Origin of the sequence: Chryseobacterium sp. 3008163, assembly GCF_003669035.1 — a bacterium.
GTDB lineage: Bacteria > Bacteroidota > Bacteroidia > Flavobacteriales > Weeksellaceae > Chryseobacterium.
On the sequence record NZ_CP033070.1, the window covers coordinates 2,655,070 to 2,679,487 of the forward strand.

Genomic DNA, 24,418 nt, shown 5'->3' on the forward strand with positions numbered 1-24,418 from the left:
CGGAGTATTTTTTGCTCTATACGGAAAATAAGATGTTGAATAAATTTTGATCAATGCTTCTTTAAGAATCTTTTATTAACTAAATTTGATTGTTCGTTTATCATTCGAAATCATGAATAATCAATTGATTTCAGATTCTATTTTCTAAATAGAAATTAATCTAAAAAAATAGTAAATTATGGCTAAAAATATTGCAGAGCAAATTGTAGAAATGCTCGAAAATGCCAATGTCAAAAGAATATACGCAGTAACTGGCGACAGTCTCAATCATTTAAATATCGCTGTGAAAAAAAGCAGCATCGAGTGGATTCATGTAAGGCACGAAGAAGTTGGAGCTTACGCTGCCGCCGCAGAAGCGGAACTGGATGGTTTTGCTGTATGCGCAGGAAGTTGCGGTCCCGGTCACGTCCATTTGATCAATGGAGTTTACGAAGCCCACAGATCGCATGTTCCGATGTTGGTAATTGCGTCAACGATTCCAAGCAATGAGATGGGAATGGATTATTTTCAAGAAACCAATACCATAAAATTATTTGATGATTGCAGTTATTATAATCAAATGATTACAAGACCGGAACAGGTTCAAAGAACTTTGCAGACAGCAATTCAGCATGCTATTTCTAAAAAAGGTGTTGCGGTAATCGGACTTCCCGGTGATGTTTCTGAGCTAGATGCTGAAGAAGCGACAACTTCTAATCAGATTTTCAGAACAAATCCTGTGATTCGTCCTTCAGATGAAGAATTAAATCACTTGGCAAATTTGATTAATGAAAGTAAAAAAGTTACTATCTATTGTGGAATAGGTGCCGAAAAATCGAATGTTGAGGTTGTAGAATTAGCTAAATTTTTAAAAGCTCCTGTTGGATATTCTTTCAGAGGTAAAATGGCCATTCAGCCGAATAATCCGAATGAAGTAGGATTGACCGGACTTTTAGGATTGCCTTCAGCTTATCATGCGATGCACGAAGCTGATCTTGTTTTACTGTTGGGTACAGATTTTCCTTATGAGAGATTTATGCCTGTAAAGAATAAAATCGTTCAGATTGACGAAAGTCCGGAAAGACTAGGAAGGAGAGCAAAATTAGAATTAGGTCTTACTGGCGATGTGAAAGAAACCATTAAAGCCTTACTACCTTTATTAAAAGAAAAGACAGATGTTAACTTCTTGAATCAACAATTGGAATTTTACGAAAAAGTAAAAGAACACCAGTTGACTTATGTAAAAGAGTTCGGAAAAGAAGACGCTATTCAGCCAGAATATGTTGCACATACTTTAGATCAGATTGCGAAAAATGATGCAATTTTCACCGTTGATACAGGAATGTGCTGTGTTTGGGGAGCAAGATTTATTACAGGAACAGGCGAGCGTAAAATGTTGGGTTCTTTCAATCACGGATCGATGGCGAATGCAATGCCGATGGCAATCGGAGCTTCTTTGGCATATCCCGGAAGACAAGTGATTGCGATGTGTGGCGACGGCGGTTTGTCAATGCTTTTAGGCGATATGGCAACTATTTTTCAATATAAGCTTCCAATCAAACTGATTGTTTTCAACAACCGAAGTCTCGGTATGGTAAAACTGGAAATGGAAGTCGGCGGAATGCCGGATAACGAAACCGATATGATTAATCCGGATTTTGCGATGATTGCACAGGCGATGGGTTATCCCGGGAAAAATGTTCACAAACCGGAAGAAGTTGCAGGTGCGATTACCGAGTGTTTAAATCATGACGGACCTTATCTTCTCAATATTTTCACGAATCCAAACGCTCTGGCGTTGCCTCCGAAAATTGAGTTTGAGCAGGTAATTGGAATGACAAAATCTATGGCGCAGCTGATGTTGGGAGGTAAAATGGAGGAAGCTCTAGACACTGTAAAGAGTAATTATAAACATATCAAGGAGTTATTGTAATGAGTAGTACTTTGAAAAAATTCTATGTCATTGCATGGGTATTTGGTCTTATATTTTATTTTTTAGATTACGTGATCAGAGCGGCTCCGGCAGTAATGATTCCTGAATTGGTCAATAATTTTAAAACGACCGAACTGAAACTGATCAGCATGGTGGGTACTTATTATTACACCTATTCTACCTGTAGTTTGATTGCCGGAATTGCTTTAGATAAATTTGGCGGAAAAAGATCTCTTTTTGCAGGTTGTCTGATATTGGGAATAGGCTGTTTGTTATTTTTAATTTCAAGCCAGACCGCCGGAATTACCGGAAGATTATTACAAGGTGCTGGTTGTGCTTTTGCTTTTCCGGGCTGCGTTTATCTTGCCAGTAAAGGCTTTTCGTCAAAATCTTTGGCAACAGCCATCGGAGCAACACAATGCATCGGAATGTTGGGTGGAACTGCGGGGCAATTTTTAGTAGGACCATGGGTGGAAGAAGGAATTAATATCAATAGTTTTTGGCTTTGGTCTGGAATTATCACCATTATTACAGCTGTTTTGCTCTACTTTTTTACTCCTAAAGATGATCAGTCTGATGAGCCGGAAGAAAAACCACATCAATCTGTTGGCTACTTAGAAACTTATAAAGTCGTTTTTAAAAATCCTCAATCTTGGTTATGCGGAATTATTTCAGGATTACTTTTTGCACCAACTACAATTTTTGCAATGACCTGGGCGGTCGCATTTTTCGAAAAAGATAAGCAGTTTCTTTTCCGTGAAGCAACGATTACTAGTGCAATGGTCGCTTTCGGTTGGGCTTTTGGTTGTCCGTTATTAGGATTTATTACGGATAAAATAGGTCGGAGAAAACCTGTTTTAATTGGTGGTGCATTATTGATGATTCTAAGTTTTCTTCAAATGATTTACCTTCCGGATTTGTATGCTGCAAAAATCAGTATGTTTATTTTTGGAGTAGGTTCGGGTGCGGCGATGATTCCGTATTCTGTGATTAAAGAAACCAATCCTGATTATGTAAAAGGTAGTGCAACGGGAGCAATCAACTTTATTACTTTCGGCGTTACCACTTTGCTAAGCCCGGTTTTCAGCCGATGGTTTGGGAAAAGTTTAGATACTTCAGCAGGAAATTTACATTTTGAGCATTCCGTTTTATTTTGGATTTCCGGAATTGTTTTGGCGATTTTAATTTCATTTTTACTGAAAGAAACCGGAAGCAAAGTCAAAAATCAAACGATAGCTGTTTAAGTAATTTAAATACGACAATATTAATTAAACTTCGCACTCATGTGTGAAGTTTTTCTTTTTATAAATTATCTAAGTTTTATCTTTGTTTTAAGAATTTAAAAATGAAAGCCATGAAAAATTTAATTTTATTATTAACCATTTTTGCTTTTAATATTTCTTTTGCACAAGATGATCTGGAGCAGAGAGATGATTCTTTCATTATAGAAAATAATAAAAACCTTTTAAAAATTGATATCAAGGAACCATTTCTACAGGTGTCATTAAAAGACTGTAAAGATTTTAAAACTGCAGGTTTTGAAGGGGGTATTACTTCTTATAAAGAACTTTTGAAAAAATATATGTTTACTTATTTGAATTCAGATTATTATACTTTGACAGGAGAGTTCACATTTACACTGACCATTGATGCTACCGGGAAAGTCACTGATGTGGAAGGCTCGCCAAAAGTTGTAAATAGCGAAGTTTTCTTTGATGATATGCAGTATGTTGTAAGAAGAATCAAGAAAAACTGGATCCCCGCAACCTGCAACAATCAACCTGTAAAATCTGAAATGAAACTTAAAATGAACTTTTCTTCGGTATCAGCGGATTTTTAATTTATGAAAAAATATATTTTACTTTTTTTCCTGTTTGTTGGTTTTATGACGTTCGCTCAGGAAACGCAAAACGAAAACAGAATATCGGCTAATGCAGAATTTCCAGGTGGAGATTCTGCTTTTTCCCAAGAATACCTGAAAATGATTCATGCCTACATCGACTTGGGAAAATATGCTGTAAATGGGCAGTTTGTTTTTATTTTTGATATAAATTCCAACGGGAAAATAGGTAATCTAGATGTTTTGCCAAAAGTGAAAAACAGCGAAATGTTCATTGAAGATATGCAGTTTGCAATCAAAAGAGTAAAGCAAAAATGGAAACCCGCAATGAAGGAAGGAGTTCCTGTTGTTTCAAAAAAAGTTATTAAAATCAATTTTACCTCAGACCATTTTGATCATGATTAAAAAAATATTATTTTTATTAAGTACTGTAACTTCTGTTCTTCAGATAAATGCACAGGTTTTATACAATTATCCGAAGGGTCAGGATTTTTATGAAGGTGGGCGAAAAGGTCTTTTCGAAGATATTCAGCAGGTTGTTGTAAAAAATAACATAAAGCCCTGCGAAAAAACAGAAGCATTATTTATGAGATTTATTGTGTATCCGGACAATAAAGTGAAATATATCGCTGATGATGATACAAATGCTGTTGAAAATAATAAGTGCTTGAAAAGTAAAGTGCTGGAAGTAATAAGACAGACTAATAATTGGAAGCCTGCCGAAATAAATGGAAAAAAAACACCGGCAATGTTTTGTGTACTTTTTTCGGATGATTTGTTATTGAATAATAAGCCGGATGAAGAAGATTTCTCAAAACCGATTTACATCTACAAAGATAAAGAAAGCGATATTATGAAATTCAGAGAAAATTTTGCGAAATGTTTTGACGCAAACGGTTATCGTTCAAATGCAGATTATTCTTTCGTATTAAATTTTGATGTTGATACTAGTGGAGATGCAGGATTCTTTTACATAGAGAATCAATCAAATTTAGAAAAATTCAACGAGATGGTTGTAAAATGCGCTTCTAATACAAAAAAGTCATATTGGAAACCAGGCTACTACAAGGGAGTGGCAATAAAACAGGTTTTTAGAATGCCAATTAGATTTAATGCGAATTAATTGAATTTTTCTAAATCGTCTATTTAAACTATAATTGCTTTTCTGACATTCTGTCACAATATTTTGTATCTTTGCAAATTCAACAAGTTTAAAATTTAATGTTTTTTTGGTTCAAATTTTTATTGAGCAGTTAGCTTTAAATTTTAAGCCTTAAACAGACTATAGTGCAAGAAAAATATATAGACGAAACAAAGCAGGGAGAGGCATTTGCAATTGCAGAGAAAACAGGTAATTCTAAAAAACTTTTTTTAGAAAGTTATGGCTGTCAGATGAACTTCTCTGATTCTGAAATCGTAGCTTCTATTTTGAATGATCAGGGTTACAACACCACACTAAAAGTTGAGGAAGCAGATTTGATTTTATTAAATACATGTTCCATTCGTGAAAAAGCTGAGCAGACTGTAAGAATGCGTCTTGCACAGTTCAAAAATCTTAAAAAAGAAAGACCCAATATGACAGTTGGTGTTTTGGGTTGTATGGCTGAGAGGCTTAAAACTAAATTTTTAGAGGAAGAACAATTGGTTGATTTGGTAGTTGGTCCAGATGCTTATAGAGATTTACCCAATCTTTTAAAAGAAACAGAAGACGGAAGAGATGCCATTAACGTAATTTTATCCAAAGAAGAAACCTACGCAGGCATTAATCCTGTGCGTTTGGGAGGGAATGGCGTGACAGCTTTTGTGACGATTACCCGTGGGTGCGACAACATGTGTACATTTTGTGTAGTTCCTTTTACGAGAGGTAGAGAAAGAAGCCGTGATCCGCATTCTATTTTAGAAGAATGTAAAAGTCTTTGGGAAAGCGGCTATAAAGAAATTACGCTTCTTGGACAAAATGTAGATTCATACCTATGGTACGGAGGCGGCCCAAAAAAAGATTTTGCCAAAGCATCAGAAATGCAGAAAGCTACTGCAGTTGATTTCTCAAAACTTCTCGATTCGGTTGCTAAAGCTGTCCCTCAGATGAGAATCAGATTCTCGACATCCAATCCTCAGGATATGAGTCTTGATGTGTTCAGAACGATGGCAAAACATGATAATATCTGTAACTATTGTCATTTGCCGGTTCAGAGTGGAAGCAACAAAATATTGGAAGCCATGAACAGACAACATACCCGTGAAGAATATTTAGAATTAATAAGAAAAGCGAAAGAAATCGTTCCGGATATTTCGTTTTCTCAGGATATGATCATAGGTTTCTGTGGCGAAACTGAAGAAGATCACCAAGATACCTTAAGTCTGATGAGAGAGGTAGAATTTGACTACGGTTATATGTTCTCTTACTCTGAAAGACCGGGAACGCCAGCTCACAAAAAAATGGAGGACAATATTCCGGCTGATGTTAAACAAAGACGTTTGGCAGAAGTAATTGCTTTGCAAGGTGAATTGTCTAGAAAAAGAATGGAAGGTTATGTTGGTAGAGTTCACAGCGTTTTGATTGAAGGAATCTCAAAGAAAAACAAAAACCAATGGAAAGGCAGAAACTCTCAAAATGCAGTTTGCGTTTTTGATATGTTGGAAGGTCAGAAACTGGGTGACATTGTGGATGTTTTTGTATTTAATAATACGCAGGGCACACTTTTAGGGGAAACGGTTACAAAGTAAAATATGTCTAAAGATTTAACGAAAAAACAACTTTTAAAAAATATTTCTGCATTATTGGAAAATGTGAGAAATAAAGTTGTTGTTAATCAAAAAAGACAGACATTGTCTGACCTTTTTACAATTTTATTAATATTTTAAACTCAGACAATGGAAAAACTACATAAATATTGCCTGAGTGTATTATTGGTAATAGTCTGCAGTAATATTTCGGCACATACCAACAATGGATCTATAAAAAATATTGACTGTAAGCAGTTCTACGAAATCTACAGTCAGTTTTTAAATTGTGGATTTGAGACCTCAAAAGAGTTTTGTTTAAAAGAGAAATCGACTCGTAATTTTACAATAAACCATAAGCGGAACGCAGTCGATCTTTTCGGAAATTATATTTTAGAAAAGCAACAGAACAATTCTTATCATAAAAAGTCAGGAGCTGATTTTTCTGTAAAAGAAAAGCATTACAAAATCCTGAAAAACTTCGAAAAACAAAGTAAGCAAAATGATTTTGCTGAAAACATTTATTTTAAAAGTAAAGTTGCAAAAATTAGAAATAAAGATGATTTAGATTTAAAAAATAAGAATTAAAATATCAATCATGAGGTATCTTAAAAACGGTTCTCATTATTTCAAAAATCTTTAATTTTTTTTAATATTTAAATCAAGAAAATGGCAGACTTACAATCTATAAAAGCACGTTTTGGTATCATCGGAAATTTTCCGGCTCTCAACCGTGCTCTCGAAAAATCTATACAAGTTGCACCTACCGATATTTCCGTTTTGGTTATTGGGGAAAGTGGTGTGGGTAAAGAATTTATCCCGAAAATTATTCATTCAGAATCAAAAAGAAAACATCAGCCGTACATCGTTGTCAACTGTGGCGCAATTCCTGAAGGAACGATTGATTCCGAGCTTTTCGGACACGAGAAAGGTGCATTCACAGGAGCAACGGCTACCAGAAAAGGGTATTTTGAAGTCGCAGATGGCGGAACAATCTTCTTGGATGAGGTTGGTGAATTGCCTTTGCAAACTCAGGTTCGTTTGTTGAGAGTTTTAGAAAGTGGTGAATTTATGAAAGTAGGTTCTTCGCAGGTTCAGAAAACCAATGTGAGAATCGTTGCGGCAACCAATGTCAATATGATGAAGGCGATTCAGGATAACAGATTCCGTGAAGATTTGTTTTATCGTTTGAATACGGTGCAGATTGATATGCCTGCTTTGAGAGAAAGAAAAGGTGATATTCACTTGCTTTTCAGAAAATTTGCGATCGATTTTGCGGAAAAATACAGAATGCCGGAATTGCAGCTCGAAGCTAGCGCTGTTCATTATATCGAAAATTATACTTTTCCGGGAAATGTGCGACAACTGAGAAATTTGGTAGAGCAAATGACGGTTGTAGAAACCGATAGGAGTGTAACTGTAGCAAAATTGACAGAATATATTCCTATGGATTCTCATTTGCCAATGGTGGTAAATCATCCCAATACGCAAAAACAGTCCGATTTTGGAAACGAAAGAGAAATCATGTATAAGATTCTCTTTGATATGAGAAATGATATTAATGATTTAAAATCCTTAACTTCGGAATTGATAAAAAACAGAGGTACATCAGACTTAAGCAATCAGGAAAAGAATTTGATCAATAGAATTTATACGCCTGAGCCACAGCAAAATGCAAGTCCGAATTCTTTGTTATTCTTTGAAAATAATAATAACCAAAATGTTCAAACTCCGACGATTATATCAAATTCTGAAGATCATTACGAAGATTTTGAAGACATTGAAGTGGAGGAAAACAGACCCGAATCTTTATCACTTCAGAACAATGAAAAAGATTTGATTATCAAAGCGTTAGAAAAACATAACGGAAGGAGAAACAGAGCAGCAGATGAGCTTGGTATTTCGCAGAGGACTTTATACAGAAAAATAAAACAATACAACTTAGAAGACTAAATCAATAAACATTAAATCAAAAAATTATGAACGTAAACTTTACCGCAAAACCAATCAATTTTAAATTAGGAGAATACCTGAGCAAAGGTTTTGAACTTTTGAAAAAAGATTTCGGAAATATTTTTGTAGCATTTTTATGCTGCCTTGTAATGGGGATTATTCCTTTCTGCGGAATGTTGGGAGCCGGAAATTTCTATCAGTATCTGAGAAAAGTAAACAGAGGTCAGCAGGCAAGTCCGAGTGATATTTTTAATTTCGATAAATTTATGCCTTACTTTATTGTACAGCTAATATTGATCGGAGGAATTTTATTATTATATATTCCGTTCATTTTTCTAATGCCGGCTATAGCTTACACTCAGGGCGATGATCCGTCTCCGGTGCTTTCACTTATTATGATTCCTTATATGCTGATTATTTATGCGGCAATTTTATATTTTGTATTGAAAGGATTTTACATTCCGGCATTGATTTCTTTCAAAGATGTGACAGATATCAAATCTGCTTGGAATACTTCAAAAATCATGACCAAAGATAATTTACTGTCAATATTCTTGTTCTCACTAGTGGTAGGAATACTTTCTCAGATAGGCATTATCGCTTGTGGTATTGGTTTGTTAGCTACTATGCCTTTCATGTATGTTGCCAACTATTTTGCTTATGAAGATGCAATGAGTCAGATTGAGCGTGATGAGATTTCAGAAATTGGAATCCAGGAAAAATATTAAGATTTAAAAAAGTTACAATGAGTCAGTTTAGAAACCTTTTTCTTTTAATAATTTGTGTCGGATTTTTAAATTCATGCTACACATTCAGCGGTTCGTCATTGAAAGATGAAAAAACAGTGCAGATCAATGAATTTCCAAACAATTCACCTTTGGTAAATCCTACTTTGTCTCAGCAGTTTTCAACAGATATTCAGAACAGGTTTTTACAGAGAACGACTCTTAAAGGAACAAAGCAAAATCCGGATATTTTAATTGAAGGTGAAATCACAGATTACACGATTACACCCACCACAATCAGTTCTACCACGCAAAATACGGCAGCAGGAGTTATTCAGGATTCACAAAATAAGTTGACCATTACTGTAAAAGTGCATTATGAAAATAAAGTGCGTCCCGAGGCAAGTTTTGACAGAACCTATTCTGATGAAGCCGTTTTCAACAGCAGCTTGTCTCTAAATGCTATAGAAACCTCTCAGGTGAAAATTGCGACAGACAGAATTATCAATAAAATATTTAACGACATCGTAGCGAATTGGTAAGATGATAAATACTAGAGTTTTAGAATTATTAAAAAATCCGAAAAATATTCAGTCAGAAGATCTCCATCTTTTGAAAGAGGAAATTAATTCTTTCCCCTATATTCAAAACATCAGAGCGCTGCATTTGTACGGTGTTCATTTGTATGACAAAGAAAATTATCAGAAAGCACTCTCTGCAACGGCTGCATACACTACAGATAAAAAAATACTGTATCAGCTGATTAATGGTAAAATCCAAAAGATTAAGCCGGAAATCATTATAGAAAAGCAGGAAATAACTCCGGAAAAAACAATTGAAACTCCAGTTGTAGAAACCGAAATTGCAGTAGAAAATACAATTCCGGAAGAAGACGTTTCGGTGAGAAAAGCTCCTAAAAGTTTTGCGGATCATGATTACGAAGCTGCTTCTGAAGGATTACTTGCAGATCAACCAGAAATAAAACATTTAGTTGTAAACGGTGAACGCAACAGAATTTTGTTTGATGGTGAAGAAAACTTTCTGGATGAAGATAATAATGAAACAATTGACCTTGAATCAACTTTAGAATCGGGAGTAATTGTAACTCATAAAACAGTTTCTAGCCAAAATAATTTAGATGAATCTGCCAAAAAAGATGCAATTGTTGCTGAAGAATTAGCAGGAATTTCTTCTGAAGCTGTTATTGATGAAACTCCAATTCCGGACACTCAGGTCGAAGAAATCACCGACAATGCTCAATTAAATTTAGAAGAAATTGTATCTGAATCTGATTTAAATAAAAACGAAGAAGTTGTAGAAGCTCCAAAGTCAGAAGTTATTATTAACCAAGATAAAATCGATTCCGAAAAAGTTACTGAAAAGGTCAATGATGAAAGCGAAGTAAGTTTCCAGAAAGTTGAATCTTTCCCAACGGAAAAGGAACTTTTAACTCAAGAAAATGTTGAATCTGATTTAAATAAATCTGAAGAAATTACAGAAGTTTTAAATCCTGAATTAATTATTGAAGAAGAAAAAATAGAATCTGAACAAGTTGCAGAAAAAATAAATGATGCGGCTGAATTAAGCTTCCACGCAACAGATTCTTTCCTTCCGGAAGTTAAAATCGAATCTAATAAAACTTCTGAGAATTTACAGTCTGTAACTCCAAAATCAAATATCAACAAGCATGAAGACGAAATGCGCCGTTTGATAGAAGAAGTGGAGAAAAGGATGAAAACAAATAAAGAAAATGCTCCGGAAAAAGCGCAAATTGAAGAAGAGGAAATCAGCCACGATATCAGTTTTGCAGAAACTCAGGCATTTCATGTAGGCGAAGAGCAAAAAGTTGCTGAAGAAGTGGTGGTGAAAGCTGCTGAGTCAATCGTTGAAGAGAAATTAGAAGAAGAAACATCTCAGGATCATATTGAAACTACAGAAGAGGTTTTAGAAACAGAAGCCATTTCTACATGGAAACCTATGACTTTTGAAACCGGCCGCCCAGATTCTGTATCGAATAAGTCTATTGAGGTCTCTCAACCAAAAGAAGAAGTTCAAAAAGCTGAAGAAGCTCCAAAACTCGAACCTATAGTAGAAATTCAAAAAGAAATTCCGGTTGAAGTTCAATCTGTAGTTGTTGAATCTACTGAAGCCTCAAATGTTTCGAAAGAAATTGAAAACGAAGAAACTCAGGAAGAGCAAAATAATGACGCTCCGGTAATGAACGTTTCGTTCTTTGGATCTGGAATTGCAAGTTTAGGGCAGTCTTATAAATCTGATCAAAAAGAAAAGGCAAACGCTAAAGAATTGGAAGATAAAATTGCTCAGCAGAAAATTGACGACAGCAATGTTCCCGGATTTATCAATACATGGCAAAGCTGGTTGAAAATCGACCGTGCTGAAGAAACGCCAGTAGACAAAACCGAGATCAAAAATAAAGTCATTGAGTCATTCATCGAAAATAATCCGAAAATCAGTCAGTTAAAAGATGAGGTTAATTTCGTTGTAAAAGAAAAAACAGACGATATTTCCCACCTGATGACCGAGACTTTAGCGAATTTGTATATCGAACAAAAACTGTACTCAAAAGCGGTCAATGCCTTCTTGATTTTGTCGAATAAGTTTCCGGACAGAAAAGAATATTTTGAAGAAAAAATTCAGGAAATAAAAGATAGCAGAAGTAAAAATTAAATTGAATAAAAAACGGCAGAAGTGAATTTCTGCCGTTTTGCTTTTTATGTATTTGTAGAACTCAAGTCTTTTTTACTTTTCAATTTTCGCCAGGCTTTTCGCCCAAAAAATATAACGAGAATCAAAGTAATGACAGTGAAAATCGCTGCTATAAAAGGTGCTGCCATTGCTAAAATAGCCATAATTCCTGCACCGGCAGTTTCGGTAGTTCCCACAACTGAATTTCCTAGTCCGCCCGTCGCTGCGGTAGATGCTGCCCGAATTCCTGCAAAACCTGTGCTGATTGTTGCAGCCGTTCCGCCACCAGCAATCAATGCCAAAGCCCACTGCGGAAACGTCCCCAGCTCGGTAAACTGGCTTGCAAATAATATGGAACCCGCCACCGTTGCCATCGGTATTGAAATCGTATCGAGTAAATGATCCACAAAAGGAATATAATACGCTAAAATTTCAGCAATCATTGCAATTCCTGTGGTGATTAATGCAGGTAAAGAGGAGAGCCATTCAAAGCTTTCGCTCATAGGAATCCAATGGAAATAGGAAGCTAAACTTACCGCAAACATCGGTAAGAAAACTCTGAAACCTGAAGCTGCCGCCAAACCGATACCGATAAAAGCACTCAGGACATAAGGTAAATAGGGAACTTGATCTAACATTTTTATTCTTCAATTGTTTGCTTAAAGCTACAAAAAAATATAAAATGTCAATCGGAATTTATTTTTGTAAATATTTCAGTGTAATAGAAATGAAAATCTGCTTAATCAGCTCAACCTGCGAGATAAAAATAAAATAGTTTCAGCTTTTAGCACAAAAAAATCTGTGAAAATCTGTGCGATCCGTGGGAAATCATGCTTAAGCTTTCTTCTGTGACTGGCACAATTTAATAAACTGCGCCTCAACATCCTGAAACTTTTCAGGCATTTCAGCAGAAACCCAAAACAGCATCGCCGTAGTTTTTTCGCCGAAATATTCTTTAAATAAATCTTTATTGAGGCGATAGCATTCTCGTAAAAGTCTTTTAATACGGTTTCTGTGAACAGCTTTTTTAAAATATCTCTTAGAAACGGAAACACCCAGTTTAACATTTTCAGTCAAAAGATCAGGATGGTTTTTCAGAATAATAATTCTCAGATTTCCACTGTTTTTCCATTTGCCTTTTTCGAAAAGCAAAGTGATTTCATCCTTTTTTTTGAGTTTTTCCGCTTTCGGATATTTAAAGTTCTCCATCCGTCTTTTTCACTAAATGATTGATGACTTCCGCAGCCGCATACAACCCGAAAATTGCAGGGATAAAACTGATGGTTCCGTAAAAAGATCTTTTATAATTGCTTCCGTCGGTCATTTTCAGGCTGTCTTCATCCTGAATTTCGCTTGAGAAAACACATCTGATGCCTTTGTCTATCTTTTCTTTCTTCAGTCTTTTTCGCACTTGTTTTGCAAGATGACATTCAGCAGTTTTGTGGATGTCTCTCACCAACACTTTTGAAGGGTCAGATTTCCCGCCAGCTCCCATTGAACTTACGATTTTAATTTTTCGTCTTTTAGCTGCAATGATTAAGCTCACTTTTGGGGTAATACTGTCAATACAGTCTAAAATATAATCGAATTTTTCTCTATCTAAAACTTCAGCCATTCTTTCCGGATTCAGAAACTCGTTGATCTTTGTCAATTCAAGTTGTGGATTAATGTCCATCAATCTTTCTGCAACCACTTCCACTTTATGTTTTCCTACAGTTGAATGAAGTGCAGGAAGTTGTCTGTTAATGTTGGTAATATCTACAGTGTCGCCGTCTACGATAGTCATTTTTCCAATCCCGGCTCTTGCCAGAAACTCGGCAGCAAAAGATCCTACGCCACCTAAACCTACTACGAGAACAGTCGCATTATTCAATATATTAATGCCTTCTTCTTTGATCAGAAGCTCTGTTCTTTCCAGCCAAAACTTATCCATTTTTTATCGTATCTAAATTTTCTACAATCTGTTGTTGAAGTTGTTCTATCGAAATTTTCTTTATTTCTGAAACTTTTTGATATAATTCTTTGATGTCAAAATTATCATTATCAGTTTCTAAAAAGAGTTTATCTAAAGGAACAGTTTTCAAAGTATCCTGCAAAGATAGATGATACAAAACAGCTTTCCCAAAACTCAGATAAAAATTATTCTTCAGAAGATCATCTGCAACGCTCTGTTTTTTATTAAAACCATGAATGATCATCGCTTGTTCAGATTTTTTTCTGTACGAAATAACTTCGTAAAATTTCCGTACACAGTGAATGATTAAAGGTTTTTTAACTTCATTAGCCAACTGAATCTGTCTTAAAAAAACGTCTTCCTGAATTTTCATGTCTACAGAAACCAATCCGTCCAAGCCACATTCTCCGATTGCAAAACAATTTTCTGTAATGACAGATTGTAACCAAATAAATTGATTGTCAATATTTTCAGACTGAATGTCTTGCGGATGAATTCCTGCAGAATAATAAAAATCCGGTGGAGTTTTTTCAATGTCTAAATTGTAAATTCCGTGTGTTAAATTTTTCTTGTGATGATGAAAATCAAAAAAATCCATATTCAAAAATACAATAAATAAAAGTTGAGCAAAAATTATTAAACGTTCGTTTATTAATATGTTAAAAAATTCTTAACTTTACTAAAAACGACACATGGGGAAAAAATTCACAGACAAGCAGATTCATATCTTAGATATTGCCGAAGAGTTGATTGCAAGAAAGGGTTATGAAGGAACTTCGGTACGAGATATTTCTTCGAAAGCTAACATCAATGTGGCGATGATTTCATATTATTTTGGTTCAAAAGAAAAGATGATGTCTTATCTTTATCAATACCGTGTGTTGAAAACGAGAGAGAATTTTTCTGAATTTGCCGACACCATCAAAGATGGAAAACCGGAAATGCAGCTGAAAGAAATGATCAAGTACATCGTTGCACAGCTTTTTAAATACAATTATTTCCACGGTTTTGTGACTCAGGAATTGCGCCATACTGAAAACCTGAAAGACGAACTTCTCGATTTTTATCAGTTATTTGTAAAAAAACTGGATGATGTTATCAAAAAGGGGTGACTTCAGGAGTTTTTACGTTTACTCCAAAACCTGAAGATATTTTGACAACCATTATAGGATCTACACTTTTTGTGATTCGAAATAAAAACTTCTATGAACTTTACGTTCCTCATAAAGATGACGAAACTTACACCAAAGAAGCTGAAAAAAAAGTACGAATGAATCTTTTGATGAATGTTTTTGCAGTTTTGGGATACGCAGCCGACTAATTTTGCGTTAAATAATCATAAAAAAAATCTTTTAGCAAAAAAGTTATATTTTTGCAAATTAATAGGTCGGTAAAACCGAAAACTGTTGAATTTTATATGAAGAAATATATTTTAGGTATTTTTGCCATAGCTGTCATTTCGGCGTGCACAAGTCAGCAAGATAAAGCGATGAAAAGTGCGGATAAAACTTTTATCCTAAAAGCTGCTAATGAAAATTTCGCTAAAAAGAAGTGGAAAAATGCTTTAGCACTTTACGACAGACTTCCTAATCTTGTTGCAGGTACAGATGATGCTCCGAATGTGGTTTTCAATTCTGCGTATGCAAATTATTACGATAAAAACTACAAATTGGCAGGTCACCAGTTTAAAAACTTTGCAGTAAGTTTTCCTCAGGATAACAGAAAAGAAGAAGCATCTTATATGTCTGCTTTATGTTACTATAACGGGTCTATGGATTATAACTTGGACCAGACTAGTACAGAATTGGCAATCAATGAGCTTCAGGATTTCCTGACCAATTATCCAAACTCTGAAAGATCAAAAAACATCAATACTTTAATTGATGAGTTATCTTACAAATTAGAGTTTAAAGCCTACGAAAATGCTAAACAGTATTTCAAAATGGCTGATTATAAAGCTACAAGTGCCGCTTTCGAAAATGTTTTAGAAGATTTCCCAAGTACAAAGCTTCGTCCGAAAATCTATGATTACATGATGAAATCCCGTTATTTCTTAGCGATTGGGTCAGCTTATGATTTGAAAGACGAGCGTATAGAAAGTGCTTTGGCCTTCACAAAACAAGTAGAAAAAGAGCTTCCGGATACAGAATATTCTAAAACGGCAGTAGATTTTAGACAAAAACTGGAAAAAGAGAAAAAAGATTTTGTAGTTGTAAAGAAACTGAATGACGAGAGAATCGCAGTATTCACAGCAAAACAAAAAAAGATCGCTGATAAATTGGCTCAAGACACAAAAACTGAACAACAAATCAAGGATCAAGTGTCAAACGAGAAAAAAGCAATGCAAATTCAGAGAGACAGCGCAGCGTTACAAACACCTCCGCCGGCAGCTACTTTCAGAATCCAAAGATAATTCGTAAATTTGCCATCTTATAATTAAATAATTTTCTGAAAATGAGCGTAAAAGATACAAAAGCAGAAGTAAATACTATTACTTACGATAAAGATAAGATTGAAGAGAAAGTAGGTTCAATCTATGAAGCTATTGTTATCATGGGGAAGAGAGCTGAGCAGATCAATGCAGAAATCCGTACTGAATTACACAATAAATTAGACGAGTTTGCAGTTCACAATTCTACATTGGAAGAAGTTTTCGAAAACAGAGAGCAAATTGAGATCTCTAAACATTACGAAAAACTTCCAAAACCAACTTCTATTGCTATCCAAGAATGGTTAGACGGTGAAGTATACTTTAGAAAGACTGAAGAGAGAAACTAATCACTCCGGTGATTTTTCATAAATGAAGGTCATAAAGAAATTATTTTCTTTATGACCTTTGCTGTTGCTACAAGTTTCCATTCTTAGAAAAAAGAAGTATTTTAGTGCTTTAAAAATAATCTACATGAATATTTCCGGGAAAAAGATTCTCATTGCCGTTTCTGGTGGAATTGCTGCCTACAAAATTCATTTTCTCATCAGAGATTTTGTGAAAAAAGAGGCAGAAGTTCAGGTTATTATGTCTCCAGACGCAGAGCATTTTGTAACGAAGCTGAGTCTTTCTACTTTATCTAAAAATCCTGTTTATACAGATTTTTACGGCGACAGCGGAACGTGGAACAGTCATGTAGAGATGGCACTTTGGGCAGACGTAATTATCATGGCACCTTGCACGGCTAATACTTTAGCCAAAATGGTTCATGGCATTTGCGATAATTTAATGATTGCAACTTATATGTCAGCCAAATGCCCAGTTTTCATTGCTCCTGCAATGGATTTGGATATGTATCAACATCCGTCTACTAAACAAAATTTAGAATTGGCAGAAGATTACGGCCACATTGTAATTCCTGCAGAAAGTGGAGAATTGGCAAGCGGTTTAATCGGTCAGGGAAGAATGGCAGAGCCGGAAACCATTTCAAAAGCGGTAGAAGATTTTTTTAGTTTAAATGAAAAGAAATCTTTACAAAATAAAACAGTTTTAATTACAGCAGGACCTACGTATGAAGCCATTGATCCTGTAAGATTCATAGGAAATCATTCTTCAGGAAAAATGGGATTTTCAATTGCTGAAGAAGCTGCAAAACGTGGCGCAAAAGTAATATTGATTTCCGGACCGAGTTTTCTCAATTCAAAACATGAAAATATTCAGCTTCACAGAGTGACTTCTGCAAAGCAAATGCTTGATAAAGTATTTGAATTTTATGATGGAATTGATATCGGAATTGCCAGCGCAGCCGTTGCAGATTACGCTCCGAAGGAAGTTGCTTCAGAAAAAATTAAAAAAAATGAAGACACTTTTACCATTGAATTAATTAAAAATCCTGATATTCTGAAAACTATGGGCGAGAAAAAGTCTCATCAGTTTTTAGTTGGATTTGCCCTTGAAACTCAGAACGAAGAAGAAAACGCAAAAGGAAAATTGGCGAAGAAAAATCTGGATATGATTGTTCTCAATTCGCTTCGTGATGAAGGTGCAGGTTTTAAAAATGATACCAATAAAATAAAGATATTCACCAAAACAGATAAAATAGAATTTGACCTAAAATCAAAAGAAAATGTGGCAAAAGATATTCTCGATACCATTGAAGGTCAGATTCTAAAATAATTTTTATAAATTTCCGTTCTCAACATTTAGATCATAATGAAATCACCATGATAGGTTTTGATTATCAAACACCGAATAATGGGCGATAACATATGACCTTTAAAAACAGTTAAAGCTACATATGAAAAAATATACAATTCTCTTATTTTTACTTCTATTTTGCAATTTTAGTTTCTCTCAGGAACTTTTGGCAACGGTTCAGGTGAATGCTCAGCAATTGGGAGGTAGTAACCAGCAGGCTTTTAAAGCTTTGGAAAAAAGTCTTAGAGATTTTGTCAACAATACAAGCTGGACAGGGAAAAAGCTTCAGAATTTCGAAAAAATCAAATCTAATTTTGCTATTGTTCTTAGTGAAAGAGACGGTAACAAATATAAAGGGAGTATTGTTATTCAGGCAGTTCGCCCGGTTTTCAGTTCGTCTTACGAATCTCCACTGTTGAATCTTCAGGATACAAAATTTGCTTTTGATTATGTTGAAAACGAAAATTTAGTCTTTAACGAAAGACAGTTTTCTGGGAAGAACTTAATCGATGTCATCAGTTTTTATGTGTATTTGATTTTAGGCTATGATGCTGACAGCTTCCAGGCTTCAGGTGGAACACAGTGGTTTACAAAAGCACAGCAAATTGCACAAAATTCTCAAAACCGTGGATATGACGGTTGGGGGCAAATCAATGATCCGAGAAGCCGTTCTATTTTGATTGGAGAGATTCTAAATCCGAACATGAGTCAACTTCGTCAGTCGATGTATACCTATCACAGGGCTGGTTTAGACGGGATGTTTAATCAGGATCAGACACAATCTAAAAAGATTATTTTTGATGCATTAATGCAGTTGAAAACGTACGAAAACTCTTTCCAGCAAAATTATTTCTTCAATACATTTATCAATACCAAAAATGATGAGATTTTCAATATTTTCAACTCAGGAAACAACGGTGGAATTGTATTGAATGACTTAAAACAGTTGATGATTATTTTTGCGCCAAAATTTGCCGACACCAAATGGAATAAGTGGAGGTAAAGCATCTTATTCTTGAATTCTGAATTCTAAAATTTTATATTTGCAGTATAAAGAAATCTGCCACTCATCATGCTTTCGAGAATATACATTAAAAATTTTGCCCTTATTGATGCATTAGATGTGTCCTTAAAAAATGGTTTACAGGTGATTACCGGTGAAACCGGAGCCGGAAAATCTATTATTTTGGGTGCACTTCGATTGATCTTAGGTGAAAGAGCTGATGTAAAATCAATATCAAAAACTGACGAAAAAAGTATTGTCGAAACTGAATTTGACCTGAATAATCAGTTCAAAAAATTCTTTATAGAAAACGATCTCGACTACGAACATCAAACGATTATCAGAAGAGAAATTTTGCCTTCAGGGAAATCAAGAGCGTTTATCAATGATGTTCCGGTGACTTTGGATGTGTTGAAAGAACTTACTTCACAGTTGATCGATATTCACTCGCAGTTTGAAACGTCTAATCTTTTTACGGCAGATTATCAGTTTAAAATTATCGATGGACTTTCAGATAATAAAAAAATCATTGAAGAATATCAGCAGGATTTTTTAGAATTTCAAAGTCTAAAAACACAGCTTAAAAAATTCCAGACACAACTTTCAGAAAATACAAAGGAAAGCGATTACAAACAGTTTTTACTGAATGAATTGGAAGATCTGAAATTGGATGATGTAGATTATAACGATTTGCAGAATCAACTTTCTATGCAGGAAAATGCAGGAATGATTTCTGAAAATATAGCACAGATTCTCTCAAGATTCCACCAGGAAGAAATCGGAATTCTTTCTTTCTTTAATGAAGCTAAAAATAAACTGTCGAAAATTGCTGATGTTTCTCACTCTTTTTCTGAATTGGATGGAAGGTTGGAAGGTTCTTTTGTTGAATTAAAAGATATTCTCCAGGAATTGGAAGACGAAGCTGAAAAAATTGAAATCAATCCTGAAAATTTAGCCATACTTTCTGAACTGAATAATAAAATCAACGCTTTATTTCTCAAACATAACGTTTCTGATCTTGATGAATTAAAAGAAATCAGAGATCAATTATCCGGCGAACAAAAAGGAACGGCGGAAATTGAAGCATATATTTCAGAAATTGAATTGAATATTTCAAAAAAAGAAAAATCACTTCAGTCTTTAGCTGAAAAACTTTCTAAGAACAGAAAGAAAAGCGTTCCTGTTTTCATTAAAAAAGCCGAAGATTTATTAAAAAAATTAGGCCTTGAAAAAGCAAAAGTAGACATCGAATTAACCGATGTTCCGGAATTTAATCAATTTGGAAAAGAAAATATTCAGCTTTTGTTTCAGGCAAATTCTGGTTTTCCTTTAAAACCGATTCAGACTGCTATTTCAGGAGGTGAAAGATCGCGTGTCATGTTGGCGGTGAAGAAAATTATTGCTGAAAGCGATATGCTTCCTACACTTATTTTAGATGAAATCGACACCGGAGTTTCCGGAAAAGTAGCCGAAGAAATCGGAAATCTGATGCGTGAAATGTCTCAGGATATGCAGTTAATTGTCATCTCTCACTTAGCACAGGTTGCCGCAAAAGGAAATGATAATTATAAAGTCGTAAAAGAAGATATCAACGGCAAAACACAATCTACAATTATCACTTTAAACGAAGAAGAAAAATTAAATGAGATTGCTCAATTGCTTTCCGGAAGTAAAATTACGGAGGCTGCGATGGCGCAGGCGAGGGAGTTGATTGGGTAACGAATTTCTGCATACACTTTGTCATTCCGGAGGAATCTCAACAATTCTTCATTCTATCTAGATTCCTCCGGAATGACAAACATTGCGCTTATTTTGTTTGACCAGAATTTAGACCATCAATTTTCCGTACACTTTACTTGTTAAAAGATAACTACCTTAAAATCCAATTAAAATCCCAAGTTTAGGATAAAACTGTAACAAAAACTGCATTATATTTACTAATGTAAAAAAGTAAACTATGTTTGTACAGTTCCTGAAGTTAGAAATCAAAAGTTTTTTTCGTGGCACTTCCGTCGGAATCAATCTGGCAATGAAGATATTCCGGTTTTTAGGAATTTTATCGATGATTGCTTATTGCATCGGGGCGGGTTTTCTGGCTTTTTTCTATGTAGAGAAAGAAATGGAACAAGACCCTTTAAAGGTGGTTTCAAAATTTATGATTATCGTGTGGGTTGCTGATTTGATTTTTAAATATATGATGCAGCAGATGTCTACACAAAACATCAAACCATTTCTCACACTGAATATTTCGAAGAAAACGCTCGTCAATTATATGCTGATTAAGACTTTTCTCTCACCGTTCAGCTGGATGAATTCCTTTTTCTTTGTGACATTTGCGGCAATCTGTATGTTCAATGGTTTTGGAGTTCTGGGAAGCTTAAGCTGGCTGATTGCACTTTCACTGCTGTTTTATCTTAATAATTTTATCAATATTCTTTTTAATAATAGAGAAAATATTGCCATTGCAGTAGGTGTTTTGTTTGCGATTATTGGCGGTTTGGCGTATTACAACATTGTTCCGGTTTTAGATTATTCTGAAAAACTTTTTTATGCATTTTATGATCAGCCTTATTTTACGGTACTTTCAATTGCCTTATTTGCCGGATTATGGTGGATATGTTTCAACCACGTAAAAAAAGAATTCTATCTTGATCAAGGCCTGGAAGATAAAAAAACAATAGGTAAGACAGAAAACATTGCTTTCCTCAATAAATACGGAGCAATCGGAAGTTTCATCAACAACGATATCAAAATGATGAGACGCAATAAAGTCACCAAAGGAATCATCATCGGAAGTTTCATGTTTATATTTTACGGGTTGCTGATGTTTTCGTCAGATATCTACAAAACACCTTACATGATGATGTTTATGGGGTTGTTTGTGACGGGCGGTTTTCAGTTTTTATTCGGGCAGAGAGTTCCTTCTTTCGACAGTTCGTACTATCCTTTAATGATGACTTTGAATGTTCCATACAAAGAATATCTAAAGGCGAAATGGTGGCTGATGAATATTGTGACGGCAGTTTCCATTGTTGTTGCCTTGTTCTATGCGATTATCAGTTGGGAAATGTATTTTACTTTTTTCGCTGCAGGTTTGTATAATATTGGGGTCAATTCTCAGTTCACTTTGTGGTCGGGAGCATTTAATAAAACGCAGATTGACCTTAATTCCAAAGAAAAAGTGATGGGACAGAAGAATAGTTTCAATCTGAAAAGTCTTTTATTATTGATACCAAAAATGCTTTTGCCAATGGCGGTTTTTGGTATATCTAAATATTTCTTCGGAATGACCGGCGGTATGGTTTCTATTGCTATTCTTGGTCTGATAGGATTTTTATTCAGAGAAAAAATATTTGATACAATTGTGAAACAGTACAAAAGTGAAAAATACAGCACATTAGAAGCATTTAAATCTAAAAATTAATACAATGATTACTATAAATAATTTATCTAAAACGTACGGAAAAGCAACCGTTCTCAATATTGAAAATCTTGAAATTCCTAAAGGTGAAACATTCGGTCTGGTAGGAAACAACGGAGCAGGGAAAACTACGCTTTTCAGTTTAATGTTGGATTTAATTCAGCCGACAACCGGTTTTGTAAGCATCGACGGAATAAAAGTCAACGAATCTGAAGCCTGGAAATCTAAAGTTGCCGCCTTCGTAGATGATACTTTTTTAATTGGATATTTGACGCCGGAGGAATATTTTTATTTCATCGGTGAATTGAGAGGGCAGAACAAAGCTTCTGTGGATGAATTTCTGAAACAGTTCCATGATCTTTTTAATGGTGAAATCGTCAACTCAGGAAAATACGTGAGAGATCTATCCAAAGGAAATCAGAAAAAAGTAGGAATTGTAGGTGCAATCATCGGAAATCCTGAAATCGTTATTTTGGATGAGCCTTTTGCCAACCTTGATCCTTCTACACAAATCAAGCTTAAAAATTTAATTAAAGAATTATCTAAGCAAAGTGGTGTTACATTCTTGATTTCAAGTCACGATTTGGCGCACACCACTGAAGTCTGCAACCGAATTGTTGTTGTCAATAAAGGTCTTCAGGTAAAAGATATCCAAACCAATCCGGAAACATTGAAAGATTTAGAGCAATATTTTGCCGATCAGGTGAATATCCCAGTTTAAATTAAAATCAGAATCCAGTTTCTTTATTAGAAATTGGATTTTTTTACTGCTCATTTTTAGTTAGTTATCATTTTGATAACAAAAAATATTTTTTTTGTGTAACCTTTTCAACTTTTTACGGTCTTTATAGTAGAAACAGAATAACAACCATGAAGCTTTTGTTTAAAAATAAAAAAGAAGATTTGCTGAGCCGTTTGAAAAAACAGGATCCGGCCGCGCAGAAAATCTTTTATGATCAGAGTGTAAAGAAATTTCTGAGTGTGGCAAAAAGCTACATCAGCGATATTTATCAGGCGGAGGATTGTGTAATCAAAGCATTTTGCAAAATTTTTAAACATATTGAAAGCTTTCGCGGTGAAGGAAATTTTGAAGGTTGGGCGAGAAAAATTGTGGTTAACGAGTGTCTTAATTTTATTAAAAGCCACAAAACGGTTTTTTATCTCGACGACGTCAACGCTTCTGTTTTGGAAGAAATTCATGAAGAGCAAATCGTCTTTGATTTTAATGCACAGGAACTTTTAGATCAGCTTCCGGATGCTTACAGAATGGTTTTTAACCTTTATGTGATTGAAGAATATTCGCATCAGGAAATCGCAGATACTTTAAATATTTCTACTGCTGTAAGCAAAACGCAACTCTTCAGAGCCAAAGAAAAATTGAGAAAGATTTACTTTCAACAACAAAAAAAACTGAAAAATGAACACGTCTAAAAATAATTTGGAATATCAGATCAAAAAGCAAGTCGAGGAGAGAGAAATTGCTCCTTCAAGAGATTTGTGGTCTGAAATTGAAGTGCAGACTCAAATAGTTGGTGACACTCAGACAAAAAAAATCAATTGGTTTTTGGTAGCGGCTTGTTTAGTTTTAATGATCAGTTTGGGAGCCGTTTTGATTTTTAATGAAAATAAATCATCCGACATTCAGGTTGCACAGAAAGAAACGATTATAAAAGACCCGGTTGCAAAACCTGAAATTAAAAATACTCTTGAAATTATTCAGCAAGGTCAGGAAAAACATGAGGGAGTAGATAATTTAGCTTCTACAAAATCTGAAATGGTGAGTTCTGAAATTAATGAAGAAAAGCAGATGCTTCCTATCATTAAAGAAAATTCTAAAGAGATTGCAGCTCAGATTTCTCAGATTCCGGCAGAGAAAATTATTGCAAAAGCAGATTCGGCAAAAGTTCAGGTCAAAAAGAAAAGATATGTTGATCCTTCAACTTTACTTTTCTCGGTAGAACATAAAAGCGTTATCGAAAAATCGAAAGATGGAAGCAACGTCGCAAAGGTTGATCTCAATTCAAATTAAATCAATTTAAACTAAAAAAAATAAT

At 34.8% G+C, this 24,418-nt stretch carries 24 protein-coding genes and 1 pseudogene; 21 read left to right on the forward strand and 4 right to left on the reverse strand.

Going from position 1 to position 24,418, the window contains the following annotated elements:
- Positions 1 to 178 precede the first annotated feature (178 nt).
- The 11 genes from EAG08_RS12095 (at position 179) to EAG08_RS12145 (ending at position 11,842) form a co-directional block, all read left to right on the forward strand.
- A complete protein-coding gene (locus EAG08_RS12095; protein WP_129535651.1) occupies positions 179 to 1,912 on the forward strand; it encodes a thiamine pyrophosphate-dependent enzyme in 1,734 nt (577 codons plus the stop codon).
- Positions 1,912 to 3,156 (forward strand): MFS transporter, encoded by a 1,245-nt coding sequence (locus tag EAG08_RS12100; RefSeq protein WP_129535652.1) that lies wholly within the window; start codon positions 1,912 to 1,914, stop codon positions 3,154 to 3,156. Before EAG08_RS12095 ends, EAG08_RS12100 begins: the two co-directional genes overlap by 1 nt.
- Positions 3,157 to 3,266: 110 nt before the next feature.
- On the forward strand, positions 3,267 to 3,752 hold the full coding sequence (locus EAG08_RS12105) for an energy transducer TonB (RefSeq protein WP_129535653.1): 486 nt from the start codon (positions 3,267 to 3,269) through the stop codon (positions 3,750 to 3,752).
- A 3-nt stretch (positions 3,753 to 3,755) separates the two neighbouring features.
- Positions 3,756 to 4,157, forward strand: a complete 402-nt coding sequence (locus EAG08_RS12110; RefSeq protein WP_129535654.1) for an energy transducer TonB — start codon at positions 3,756 to 3,758, stop codon at positions 4,155 to 4,157.
- A complete protein-coding gene (locus tag EAG08_RS12115; RefSeq protein WP_129535655.1) occupies positions 4,150 to 4,875 on the forward strand; it encodes a hypothetical protein in 726 nt (241 codons plus the stop codon). Before EAG08_RS12110 ends, EAG08_RS12115 begins: the two co-directional genes overlap by 8 nt.
- Before the next feature lie 164 nt (positions 4,876 to 5,039).
- Complete coding sequence (gene miaB, locus EAG08_RS12120) at positions 5,040 to 6,479, forward strand: tRNA (N6-isopentenyl adenosine(37)-C2)-methylthiotransferase MiaB (protein ID WP_129535656.1); 1,440 nt, start codon at positions 5,040 to 5,042, stop codon at positions 6,477 to 6,479.
- Between the two features lie 147 nt (positions 6,480 to 6,626).
- Positions 6,627 to 7,064, forward strand: a complete 438-nt coding sequence (locus EAG08_RS12125; RefSeq protein ID WP_129535657.1) for a hypothetical protein — start codon at positions 6,627 to 6,629, stop codon at positions 7,062 to 7,064.
- 81 nt (positions 7,065 to 7,145) lie between these two features.
- Entirely contained in the window at positions 7,146 to 8,429 is a 1,284-nt protein-coding gene (locus EAG08_RS12130; protein ID WP_129535658.1) for a sigma-54 interaction domain-containing protein, read from the forward strand.
- Between the two features lie 26 nt (positions 8,430 to 8,455).
- A complete protein-coding gene (locus EAG08_RS12135; RefSeq protein ID WP_129535659.1) occupies positions 8,456 to 9,157 on the forward strand; it encodes a hypothetical protein in 702 nt (233 codons plus the stop codon).
- 17 nt (positions 9,158 to 9,174) lie between these two features.
- Positions 9,175 to 9,696 carry an LPS assembly lipoprotein LptE gene (gene lptE, locus EAG08_RS12140; RefSeq protein ID WP_129535660.1) on the forward strand — a complete coding sequence of 174 codons (522 nt, stop codon included), beginning with the start codon at positions 9,175 to 9,177 and terminating at the stop codon, positions 9,694 to 9,696.
- Between the two features lies 1 nt (position 9,697).
- Entirely contained in the window at positions 9,698 to 11,842 is a 2,145-nt protein-coding gene (locus EAG08_RS12145; protein WP_129535661.1) for a hypothetical protein, read from the forward strand.
- Positions 11,843 to 11,886: 44 nt separating this feature from the next.
- On the opposite strand, the gene EAG08_RS12150 is transcribed toward EAG08_RS12145, so the two are convergent.
- From EAG08_RS12150 to EAG08_RS12165, 4 genes are all read right to left on the reverse strand, one after another.
- The gene (locus EAG08_RS12150; protein WP_129535662.1) at positions 11,887 to 12,498 is read right to left on the reverse strand and encodes a DUF4126 domain-containing protein; all 612 of its coding nucleotides are present in this window, start codon (positions 12,496 to 12,498) and stop codon (positions 11,887 to 11,889) included.
- Between the two features lie 196 nt (positions 12,499 to 12,694).
- Positions 12,695 to 13,069: a ribonuclease P protein component gene (gene rnpA / locus EAG08_RS12155; RefSeq protein ID WP_129535663.1), complete on the reverse strand. Its 375-nt coding sequence runs from the start codon at positions 13,067 to 13,069 to the stop codon at positions 12,695 to 12,697.
- Entirely contained in the window at positions 13,056 to 13,793 is a 738-nt protein-coding gene (locus EAG08_RS12160) for a ThiF family adenylyltransferase (RefSeq protein ID WP_129535664.1), read from the reverse strand. Before EAG08_RS12160 ends, rnpA begins: the two co-directional genes overlap by 14 nt.
- On the reverse strand, positions 13,786 to 14,412 hold the full coding sequence (locus EAG08_RS12165; protein WP_129535665.1) for a TatD family hydrolase: 627 nt from the start codon (positions 14,410 to 14,412) through the stop codon (positions 13,786 to 13,788). Before EAG08_RS12165 ends, EAG08_RS12160 begins: the two co-directional genes overlap by 8 nt.
- Positions 14,413 to 14,506: 94 nt before the next feature.
- Here EAG08_RS12165 and EAG08_RS12170 point away from each other — a divergent pair.
- From EAG08_RS12170 to EAG08_RS12215, 10 genes and pseudogenes are all read left to right on the forward strand, one after another.
- A pseudogene (locus EAG08_RS12170) lies at positions 14,507 to 15,135 on the forward strand (TetR/AcrR family transcriptional regulator).
- Between the two features lie 96 nt (positions 15,136 to 15,231).
- On the forward strand, positions 15,232 to 16,227 hold the full coding sequence (locus EAG08_RS12175) for an outer membrane protein assembly factor BamD (protein WP_129535666.1): 996 nt from the start codon (positions 15,232 to 15,234) through the stop codon (positions 16,225 to 16,227).
- Between the two features lie 41 nt (positions 16,228 to 16,268).
- Positions 16,269 to 16,592 (forward strand): DNA-directed RNA polymerase subunit omega, encoded by a 324-nt coding sequence (locus EAG08_RS12180; protein ID WP_129535667.1) that lies wholly within the window; start codon positions 16,269 to 16,271, stop codon positions 16,590 to 16,592.
- A 124-nt stretch (positions 16,593 to 16,716) separates the two neighbouring features.
- On the forward strand, positions 16,717 to 17,919 hold the full coding sequence (gene coaBC / locus EAG08_RS12185; protein WP_129535668.1) for a bifunctional phosphopantothenoylcysteine decarboxylase/phosphopantothenate--cysteine ligase CoaBC: 1,203 nt from the start codon (positions 16,717 to 16,719) through the stop codon (positions 17,917 to 17,919).
- A 121-nt stretch (positions 17,920 to 18,040) separates the two neighbouring features.
- Positions 18,041 to 18,943 (forward strand): DUF4835 family protein, encoded by a 903-nt coding sequence (locus tag EAG08_RS12190; RefSeq protein ID WP_129535669.1) that lies wholly within the window; start codon positions 18,041 to 18,043, stop codon positions 18,941 to 18,943.
- Between the two features lie 69 nt (positions 18,944 to 19,012).
- On the forward strand, positions 19,013 to 20,662 hold the full coding sequence (locus tag EAG08_RS12195; RefSeq protein WP_129535670.1) for a DNA repair protein RecN: 1,650 nt from the start codon (positions 19,013 to 19,015) through the stop codon (positions 20,660 to 20,662).
- Positions 20,663 to 20,900: 238 nt separating this feature from the next.
- Positions 20,901 to 22,367: a DUF5687 family protein gene (locus EAG08_RS12200; RefSeq protein WP_129535671.1), complete on the forward strand. Its 1,467-nt coding sequence runs from the start codon at positions 20,901 to 20,903 to the stop codon at positions 22,365 to 22,367.
- Positions 22,368 to 22,371: 4 nt separating this feature from the next.
- Entirely contained in the window at positions 22,372 to 23,085 is a 714-nt protein-coding gene (locus EAG08_RS12205; protein ID WP_129535672.1) for an ABC transporter ATP-binding protein, read from the forward strand.
- A 149-nt stretch (positions 23,086 to 23,234) separates the two neighbouring features.
- Positions 23,235 to 23,795 carry an RNA polymerase sigma factor gene (locus EAG08_RS12210; RefSeq protein ID WP_129535673.1) on the forward strand — a complete coding sequence of 187 codons (561 nt, stop codon included), beginning with the start codon at positions 23,235 to 23,237 and terminating at the stop codon, positions 23,793 to 23,795.
- Entirely contained in the window at positions 23,782 to 24,393 is a 612-nt protein-coding gene (locus EAG08_RS12215; protein ID WP_129535674.1) for a hypothetical protein, read from the forward strand. Before EAG08_RS12210 ends, EAG08_RS12215 begins: the two co-directional genes overlap by 14 nt.
- Positions 24,394 to 24,418: the final 25 nt, after the last annotated feature.

Coding starts and splice junctions, on each gene's coding strand:
- EAG08_RS12215 (WP_129535674.1), top strand. CDS start 23,782: ATGAACACGTCTAAAAATAATTTGGAATATCAGATCAAAAAGCAAGTC.
- rnpA (WP_129535663.1), bottom strand. CDS start 13,069: ATGGAGAACTTTAAATATCCGAAAGCGGAAAAACTCAAAAAAAAGGAT.
- EAG08_RS12180 (WP_129535667.1), top strand. CDS start 16,269: ATGAGCGTAAAAGATACAAAAGCAGAAGTAAATACTATTACTTACGAT.
- coaBC (WP_129535668.1), top strand. CDS start 16,717: ATGAATATTTCCGGGAAAAAGATTCTCATTGCCGTTTCTGGTGGAATT.
- EAG08_RS12095 (WP_129535651.1), top strand. CDS start 179: ATGGCTAAAAATATTGCAGAGCAAATTGTAGAAATGCTCGAAAATGCC.
- EAG08_RS12175 (WP_129535666.1), top strand. CDS start 15,232: ATGAAGAAATATATTTTAGGTATTTTTGCCATAGCTGTCATTTCGGCG.
- EAG08_RS12190 (WP_129535669.1), top strand. CDS start 18,041: ATGAAAAAATATACAATTCTCTTATTTTTACTTCTATTTTGCAATTTT.
- EAG08_RS12205 (WP_129535672.1), top strand. CDS start 22,372: ATGATTACTATAAATAATTTATCTAAAACGTACGGAAAAGCAACCGTT.
- EAG08_RS12135 (WP_129535659.1), top strand. CDS start 8,456: ATGAACGTAAACTTTACCGCAAAACCAATCAATTTTAAATTAGGAGAA.
- EAG08_RS12145 (WP_129535661.1), top strand. CDS start 9,698: ATGATAAATACTAGAGTTTTAGAATTATTAAAAAATCCGAAAAATATT.
- EAG08_RS12130 (WP_129535658.1), top strand. CDS start 7,146: ATGGCAGACTTACAATCTATAAAAGCACGTTTTGGTATCATCGGAAAT.
- EAG08_RS12195 (WP_129535670.1), top strand. CDS start 19,013: ATGCTTTCGAGAATATACATTAAAAATTTTGCCCTTATTGATGCATTA.
- EAG08_RS12150 (WP_129535662.1), bottom strand. CDS start 12,498: ATGTTAGATCAAGTTCCCTATTTACCTTATGTCCTGAGTGCTTTTATC.
- EAG08_RS12105 (WP_129535653.1), top strand. CDS start 3,267: ATGAAAAATTTAATTTTATTATTAACCATTTTTGCTTTTAATATTTCT.
- EAG08_RS12100 (WP_129535652.1), top strand. CDS start 1,912: ATGAGTAGTACTTTGAAAAAATTCTATGTCATTGCATGGGTATTTGGT.
- lptE (WP_129535660.1), top strand. CDS start 9,175: ATGAGTCAGTTTAGAAACCTTTTTCTTTTAATAATTTGTGTCGGATTT.
- EAG08_RS12210 (WP_129535673.1), top strand. CDS start 23,235: ATGAAGCTTTTGTTTAAAAATAAAAAAGAAGATTTGCTGAGCCGTTTG.
- EAG08_RS12125 (WP_129535657.1), top strand. CDS start 6,627: ATGGAAAAACTACATAAATATTGCCTGAGTGTATTATTGGTAATAGTC.
- EAG08_RS12165 (WP_129535665.1), bottom strand. CDS start 14,412: ATGGATTTTTTTGATTTTCATCATCACAAGAAAAATTTAACACACGGA.
- EAG08_RS12110 (WP_129535654.1), top strand. CDS start 3,756: ATGAAAAAATATATTTTACTTTTTTTCCTGTTTGTTGGTTTTATGACG.
- EAG08_RS12160 (WP_129535664.1), bottom strand. CDS start 13,793: ATGGATAAGTTTTGGCTGGAAAGAACAGAGCTTCTGATCAAAGAAGAA.
- EAG08_RS12115 (WP_129535655.1), top strand. CDS start 4,150: ATGATTAAAAAAATATTATTTTTATTAAGTACTGTAACTTCTGTTCTT.
- EAG08_RS12200 (WP_129535671.1), top strand. CDS start 20,901: ATGTTTGTACAGTTCCTGAAGTTAGAAATCAAAAGTTTTTTTCGTGGC.